At 60.4% G+C, this 7,103-nt stretch carries 6 protein-coding genes; 4 read left to right on the top strand and 2 right to left on the bottom strand.

Annotation, left to right across the window (positions count from 1 at the left end):
- Positions 1-50 precede the first annotated feature (50 nt).
- Positions 51-1,736 carry an AarF/ABC1/UbiB kinase family protein gene (locus V3W31_01620; GenBank protein ID MEE9613636.1) on the top strand — a complete coding sequence of 562 codons (1,686 nt, stop codon included), beginning with the start codon at positions 51-53 and terminating at the stop codon, positions 1,734-1,736.
- 19 nt (positions 1,737-1,755) lie between these two features.
- On the top strand, positions 1,756-2,706 hold the full coding sequence (locus tag V3W31_01615; GenBank protein MEE9613635.1) for a bifunctional riboflavin kinase/FAD synthetase: 951 nt from the start codon (positions 1,756-1,758) through the stop codon (positions 2,704-2,706).
- On the opposite strand, the gene V3W31_01610 is transcribed toward V3W31_01615, so the two are convergent.
- Positions 2,687-3,265, bottom strand: a complete 579-nt coding sequence (locus V3W31_01610; protein ID MEE9613634.1) for a hypothetical protein — start codon at positions 3,263-3,265, stop codon at positions 2,687-2,689. The genes V3W31_01615 and V3W31_01610 overlap by 20 nt on opposite strands.
- Positions 3,266-3,402: 137 nt before the next feature.
- Here V3W31_01610 and V3W31_01605 point away from each other — a divergent pair, with 137 nt between their 5' ends.
- Complete coding sequence (locus tag V3W31_01605) at positions 3,403-4,260, top strand: shikimate dehydrogenase (protein ID MEE9613633.1); 858 nt, start codon at positions 3,403-3,405, stop codon at positions 4,258-4,260.
- Positions 4,257-5,000, top strand: coding sequence for a UDP-2,3-diacylglucosamine diphosphatase (locus V3W31_01600; GenBank protein ID MEE9613632.1), 744 nt, complete (start codon positions 4,257-4,259; stop codon positions 4,998-5,000). The genes V3W31_01605 and V3W31_01600 overlap by 4 nt, the downstream gene beginning before the upstream one ends.
- A gap of 112 nt (positions 5,001-5,112) precedes the next feature.
- Here V3W31_01600 and V3W31_01595 read toward each other — a convergent pair whose 3' ends face one another.
- Positions 5,113-6,993, bottom strand: a complete 1,881-nt coding sequence (locus V3W31_01595; protein ID MEE9613631.1) for an ATPase, T2SS/T4P/T4SS family — start codon at positions 6,991-6,993, stop codon at positions 5,113-5,115.
- Positions 6,994-7,103: the final 110 nt, after the last annotated feature.

Raw genomic sequence — 7,103 nt, 5'->3', positions numbered from 1 at the left:
AGCGGAAGAGGTGAAAAGAGTGGAAGGGGCGGAAAGACGAGGAAGAGGAGATGAGGCACTTAAAACTCCACCTTGCATATAAGAGTGTCAAGAGGCTCCGCGACATCGTGGCGAGCCTCGTAAGGCACGGCTTCTACCCCCTTATGGAGAGCCTGCACCTGACCCCGCTTATCTCCATCCCCCAGAGGCTCATGCGCTGGCGGGCAGGCCGCGAGAAAGAGGAGCTCTCGCTTGCCGTAAGGACAAGGCTCGTCTTCGAGGAGCTCGGCCCGACCTTCATAAAGTTCGGCCAGATACTGTCCACCCGCCCCGACATAGCGCCCGGGGAGTTCATAGACGAACTCCTGAAACTCCAGGACGAGGTCCCTCCCTACCCTTACGAAGAGGTCGTCTCCATAGTGGAGGACGAGTTCAAAAGGCCGGTGGGGGAGATATTCTCGAAGATCGAACGTGAGCCCGTCGCGGCGGCCTCCATAGCGCAGGTCCACGGGGCCGTGACCACGGCCGGAGACGAGGTGGTCATAAAGGTCCAACGCCCGGGGATAGAGGAGACCATCTCCACGGACATCGCCATACTCTCGTTCATCGCCAGGCGCATGGTCCGCTATCTCCCCGAGAGCCGCGTATACGACCCGGTGGGCGCGATCGAGGAGTTCGCGATGACCATAACCCGGGAAATGGACTTCACGCTCGAGGCGAGCCACATGGAACGGTTCCGGAAAAAGTTCTCCGACGACCCAAGGGTCGTGGTGCCTAAGGTCTTCTGGGACTACACGGGGAAGAAGGTCCTCACCATGGAGAGGGTATCCGGCATAAAGGTGGACAGGGTGGAGGAGCTCGGGAAGAGCGGGATCGACACCAGGAAGGTGGCCCGCCTCCTTACCGACGTCTTCTTCCGGCAGGTCTTCGAGTTCGGCTACTTCCACGGCGACCTCCACCCGGGGAACATATTCGTTCAGGCCGACGACAGGCTGGCGCTCGTGGACTTCGGGATAGTGGGCAGGATAGAGCCGCGTATGCAGACCGGGCTCGCGGACCTGCTCATATGCTCGGTGAAGGAAGACTTCGAGGGCCTCACAAAGACGTACCTGGGGATGGGCGTGCTGCCCGAGGAGGTCGACGAGGCCGCGTTCAAGCGCGAGTACTGGGACGTGACGCTCCATTACTTCGGGAGGCCGCTCAGCCACGTGAGGCTCGGCGACCTCTTCCAGGACTACATACGTATCGCGGCCAGGCACGGGATAAGGGTCCCGAGGGACCTCCTGCTCTTCGATAAGTGCCTTATAGAGCTCGAGGGGTTAACGCGCCTCCTCCACCCCGACGTGAACATCATGGAGGAGTGCGAGCCGTACGCCGCGAGGCTCGTCAAAGAACGCGTAAGCCCGGGGACGGTGGTAAAGGAGGGCGTCTCCACGCTCGGCGAATACGGCGAGCTCGCGGGCAACCTGCCGGAGTACACAAGCCGCATAATGAAAAAACTCATGGCCGACCGTCTGGCCATCGAGTTTGTGCACAGGGGGCTGGAGGAGTTCATAGGCGAGGTGGACCGCTCTTCCAACCGGGTCACCTTCGGCATAATAATGGCCGCGATGGTAATAGGCTCCTCCCTCATAATAGCGGCCGACGCCGGGCCAATGATGTGGGGCTATCCGGCGCTCGGAATCTTCGGCTTCCTCCTGGCCGGGGCCCTGGGGCTCTGGCTCGCGTTCCTCATCTTAAAGTCCGGAAAATTCTGACGGACGGCCCTCTTACTCCATGAAGATACTCAAGAACGGAAAAGGGTTGAAAAGCTCGAAGGGCCCGGTCCTTACGCTCGGCAACTTCGACGGCATGCACCTCGGCCACCAGAGGATACTCAAGAAGGTCGCCGCAAGGGCTCGGGAGCTCGGCTGCCCGTCGGTGGTCTACACCTTCGAGCCGCACCCGCTAAAGGTCGTGGCGCCCGGGAAGAGTCCCCCGCTTCTCCTGGACAGGAAAGACAAGTGCCGCCTCGTGGACTCTTTCGGCATAGACGCCCTGATACTCGCGAGGTTCACAAAGGAGTTCGCGTCGAAGCACCCGCGCGAGTTCGTCGAGGAAGTGCTCGTCCGCGAGCTTTCCGCCTGCGAGGTCTGGATCGGCCACGACTACGCCTTCGGCCGGGGAAAGCGCGGGACCGTGGACTACTTGAAACGCCTGGCCGGAGAGTTCGGCTTCAAGGTTCTGGTCGTGCCGGCCTACAGAAAGAAGGGCGCCGTGGTAAGCAGCTCCCGGGTAAGGGAGCTCTTAAGAGAGGGGGAGGTCCGGGAGGCGGCCGGACTCCTCGGGAGATGCCACATGATAAGGGGCGTAGTCGTAAAGGGCAGGAGGGTGGGCAAGGGGCTCGGCTTCCCGACGGCCAACTTGAAGGTCACGAGCGAGCTCGTCCCCCGGGGGGGAGTCTACGCGGCATACGCGAAGGTGGGCCGACGTGAGAGACAGGCGGTGGTAAACATCGGCATTGCCCCTACCTTTGCAAGCAAGAGGGGCGGCAAAAAGGGAGGCCGGAAGACGACCGTGGAGGTACACATGCTCGACTTCAAAGGGGACGTCTACGGGAGAGAGCTTGAACTCTCTTTCGTAAAGAGGATAAGGGACGAGGTGCGTTTCGGGTCAACGGAAGAGCTCTCCCGGCAGATAGAGAAAGACGTAAAAAGGGCCCGGCAGCTTACAGCCCGTCCTTTATAATCCGCGCAAGCAGGACGAGTCCCTCCCTATCGATAACCGTCGAGGGGTCGTGGTCCTTGCCCTCGGCGCGTCCCCTTACCTCCACGATGATGCCCTTCTCTTTAGCATAAAAGAGTACGCGGTGGTAGCCCGTCATCGAAGGTTTGATGTACCAGACGTACTCCCCCTGGTCCGGCAGGGGCTCGTTCTTCCCCATGTCGACGAGGAGCGTCTCCTCGTGTGTCGTCATGTACTCCAGGTGGGCGACGAAGATGGCGGTCCACTCCCCGTCCCCCGACAAATAGTACCCCTCCGGGCCGAAGGTGAAGTGTATCATCTTGTGGCTCTTCTCGACGTTCCTTTCGATCGTACCCGTATAAGAAATACGTTCCCGGAGGTCCGCTTCGGTTATAATGTCTTCGTACCGATCGAGGGGTTCCCTCCCGGCGGTATCCTTTCCCCCTTCTCCCCCCTCCCCTCCTTCTCCCCCAGAGCACCCGGACGCAGCCAGCGCAAGGGCCGCAACTAAGACCCACGCCGTCTTCATACCCCGTTTCTTGACCCTCTCTTGAGTTGGCATAAGGACATTCTACTTGAAACACCGTTTATTTCAACCAAAAAGCGTCCTGCCCTACCGAAAAGGGTTGTCTACTAACCACTATTTTTATTATAATACTTGGGATCGACTCAAGGGACCAAGGGGTCCGGGGGTTCAGCGTGGCGAAGGTTTCGGGCACAACAAGGATAACGGGCATATTCGGCGACCCCGTGGGGCATACGCTCTCTCCGGCCGTCCAGAACGCGGCGTTCGAGGAGCTCGAGCTTGATATGGTCTACCTGCCTTTCCACGTAAGGGAGGAAGCCCTTGCAGGGGCCGTCGGGGCCATAAGGGCGCTCAATATGGCGGGGGTGAACGTGACCATACCCCATAAGGAGAGCGTCACGGCTCTCCTTGACGAGGTCGATGAAGACGCGCGCAACACCGGTGCGGTGAATACCGTCGTAAACACCGATGGCAGGCTCGTGGGCTATAATACCGACGGCAAAGGGTTTCTCGCGAGCCTCGCCGAGGAGACCAACTTTAACCCCGGGGGGAAGGTGGTAATGCTCCTGGGCGCCGGAGGGGCGGCAAGGGGCATCCTGGCCGCGCTACTGAAGGAAAGGCCGAAGAAGGTCATAATAGCCAACAGGACCTCAAGCCGGGCTGAGGCCCTGGCCGAAGAGTTCGCAGGAAAATTCCCGGACGTGGAGGTCGAAGCGGCAGGCCTGAACCACGGCCCCGCGCTTGAGGAGACGGAGCTCCTCGTGAACTCTACCTCGGCCGGGATGGAAGGGAAAGACGTGCTCGATATACCGTTGGAGAAACTCCGCCCGGACGCGATAGTGTCCGACATAGTCTACAGTCCGCTCGAGACCGCCCTCCTTAAAGGAGCGGAGAAGAGGGGGCTCAGGACGCACGGGGGGCTGGGGATGCTCGTACACCAGGGGGCCCTCGGCTTCGAGCTCTGGACGGGAAAGAAGGCACCGATCGACATCATGCGGGCCGCCGCGCTTGCGGCCCTGGAGGCGAAATGAAAGCCGTATTCATAGCCGACTCGCACATAAAGGGGCTCGACGACCCGAACCAGAGCTCGCTCTGCCGGTTTCTCGATACCGTGGAGCCCCCGGACATGCTCGTAATAGTGGGCGACCTCTTCGACGCGTGGACCGGCTTTAACCACGCCGTATTCTACCGCTACTTCCCGCTTCTCATGAGCCTCTCGCGGCTAAGGGAGAGGGGCACGGAGATAGTCTACGTGGAGGGCAACCACGACTTCACCATGGGGGAGTTCTTTACCGGCTTTCTCGGGGCGAAGGTCTATCCGGACACCTGCGAGCTCGACCTCGACGGCAAGCGGGTTCTCGTCGCCCACGGCGACACGGCGGAGAAGGACATATGGTATACACTCTGGAGGGGTTGCTTGAGGCTCTTCATAAGGGCCATCTCTTTCTCCCCCTCGCTCGTATGGAACATAGGGGGCTGGATTTCGAGGAAGACCCGTACCTACTCGCCCGACAGGGCCGCCGCCATAGAGGGCCGCCAGAGGGCGTTCGCGAGAAGACGCATACGGGGCGGCCTGGACGGGGTAATACTCGCCCACTCGCACAAGCAGGCGTTCCACCGGGAAGAGACGGAAGGGAAGGAAGGTTTTTACGCCAACCCCGGGGCCTGGACCGCGGGCTCCATGGATTACCTCGTATACGAAGACGGGGAGTTCAGGCTCGAGCGATACCGGCCCGAGGAAGAAAAAACGCCGTTAAAAGCGGCGCGGTAGCTAACTCTTCGACGAGCGCCACGACCGTGTCCATGACGTTGGTGCCGGTAGGGCCGGGGGCGAGCTTCAGGTGGGCCTTTACGGCGGCCTCCACGGGGGAGGGGGGGGGAGCTCACTTGCGGGCGGTATCTTCCAGCGGTATGACGTTTTCGAGCGCGGCCTTCAGGGGTGCGGCGCAGTAAGGGCAGGCTACCCATTCGGGATCGGCGTCCTTAAAGCACGCGGGGCACTTCGGGTGTTCTTTTTTTGATTTCTTCGGCGCGATATATATAACCCTCATAAGCTCCTCGGGGGTGGTTATACCCTGGAGCACCTTATCGATGCCGTCCTCGTGTATGAGGGTCATCCCCTCCGCCATCGCCTCGCGCCTCAGGTCCTGCTCGCCGGCTTCCTCTATGATCATGTCCCTCAGCTTTTCGTTGAACGTCATGACCTCGTATGCCCCTATCCTGCCCTTGTAGCCCGTGCCGTTGCAGTTCCCGCAGCCCTTTCCGCGAAAGAGCTTTACCCCGCTCTTGCCGTCGCATCCGAGCCTTTCGAGCTCTTCGGCCGTGGGGACGTACTCCTCCTTACACTCGGAGCATATTCTCCTCAAGAGCCTCTGGGCGACGATGCCGTTAAGCGCCCCGGCTATCATGTACTTCGGGACGTCCATGTTCCTGAGCCTCGTGACCGTAGAGACCGCGTCGTTGGTGTGGAGCGTGGACAGGACCATGTGCCCCGTCATGGCGGCCTGGTGCCCTATGACGGCCGTCTCGGTATCGCGCATCTCGCCGACCAGCACCACGTCCGGGTCCTGCCTCAAGACCGCCCTCAGCGCCGCGGCGAAGGTGCGCCCGGCCCTCTCGCTCGTCGCCACCTGGCTTACGCCGGGAAGCTCGAACTCTATCGGGTCCTCTATGGTGATGATGTTTATGGTGTCCTCCTTTATCCGCTGCAGCACGGCGTACAGGGTGGAGGTCTTTCCGCTGCCCGTGGGGCCGGTCACTATCACCACGCCCTGGGGCCTCTCTATCATGCCCTTTACGCGCTCCTCGTCCCTTTTGCTGAGCCCCATGTCGTCGAGGCTCAAGAGCGCCGCGGAGGAGTCGAGGATCCTCATCACCACCGTCTCCCCGTACTGGGTGGGGAGCGTGGAGACCCTCAAGTCTATCTTCTTCTTCCCGAGCTTTACACTGATGCGCCCGTCCTGGGGGACCCTCCTCTCGGCTATATCGAGCTTGGACATTATCTTTACGCGCGAGGAGACCGGCCCGCTCACCCATCTGGGGAGGACCATCTCCTCCCTCATAAGGCCGTCCACCCTGAGCCTGACCACCACGCTCTTCTCCTGCGGCTCTATGTGTATGTCGCTGGCCTTGCCCTTCATGGCCTTGAAGATTATGGAGTCCACTATCTTTATGATGGGCGGGGCGCTGCTCTTCTTCACCAGTTCGTGTATGTCCCTGCCGCTATCCCCTTCGGTTACGAGCTCGAGGGGCGCCCCGCGCCCGATGTCGCCCATCAGTTCGTCGATGTGGTCGTCGTCGATCTGGGGCTCCTCTTCGCGGATCTCTTCCGTGTCGTAGTGGGTGCCGATGGTCTCGATTATGTCGGAAGAGGCCGCTATGGAAGGCTTGATGGTATAACCCGTGACAAACCTGAGGTCGTCGATGGCGTGCAGGTTCAGGGGGTCGGCCATTGCCACCACCAGCTCTTTTCCGTCCGTATAAAGGGGTATTAAGAGATGTTTCTTGGCGAGGTCTTCGCCTATGAGCCTGACCGCCTCAGGGTCCACCGTGGCGTTGGAAAGGGCGATAAAGGGTACGCCGAGCTGATAGGCAAGGGCCTGGGCGATGTCAATCCCCGAGGCATAACCGAGCTTTACTATAAGCTCGCCCAGCCGCCCGCCGCCCTTCTGCTTCCCACTCTCATCTATGGCGCTCTCTAGCTGCTCAGCGTTTATGAGGCCGGATTCGAGGAGGAGCTCGCCTATCTTCTTCTTTTTTCCCATATCCTCCGGTGCGTTGGTTTTCCACGGTTCTTGCTGGAAGGATACATGCCGAAAAGGCAGAGTTTATTTATACACCAAACGGCCGAAATTATCAATATAAAACGGCCTCG

The sequence above is a fragment of the Thermodesulfobacteriota bacterium genome, assembly GCA_036482575.1.
Lineage (GTDB): Bacteria > Desulfobacterota > GWC2-55-46 > GWC2-55-46 > JAUVFY01 > JAZGJJ01.
Note: the sequence above shows the minus strand (reverse complement) of the source record. Positions and strands in the feature narration are given on the sequence as shown.

Bases quoted from the DNA above. Each gene is read 5' to 3' on its own strand.
- V3W31_01620 (MEE9613636.1), top strand. From the start codon at position 51: ATGAGGCACTTAAAACTCCACCTTGCATATAAGAGTGTCAAGAGGCTC.
- V3W31_01615 (MEE9613635.1), top strand. From the start codon at position 1,756: ATGAAGATACTCAAGAACGGAAAAGGGTTGAAAAGCTCGAAGGGCCCG.
- V3W31_01610 (MEE9613634.1), bottom strand. From the start codon at position 3,265: ATGCCAACTCAAGAGAGGGTCAAGAAACGGGGTATGAAGACGGCGTGG.
- V3W31_01600 (MEE9613632.1), top strand. From the start codon at position 4,257: ATGAAAGCCGTATTCATAGCCGACTCGCACATAAAGGGGCTCGACGAC.
- V3W31_01595 (MEE9613631.1), bottom strand. From the start codon at position 6,993: ATGGGAAAAAAGAAGAAGATAGGCGAGCTCCTCCTCGAATCCGGCCTC.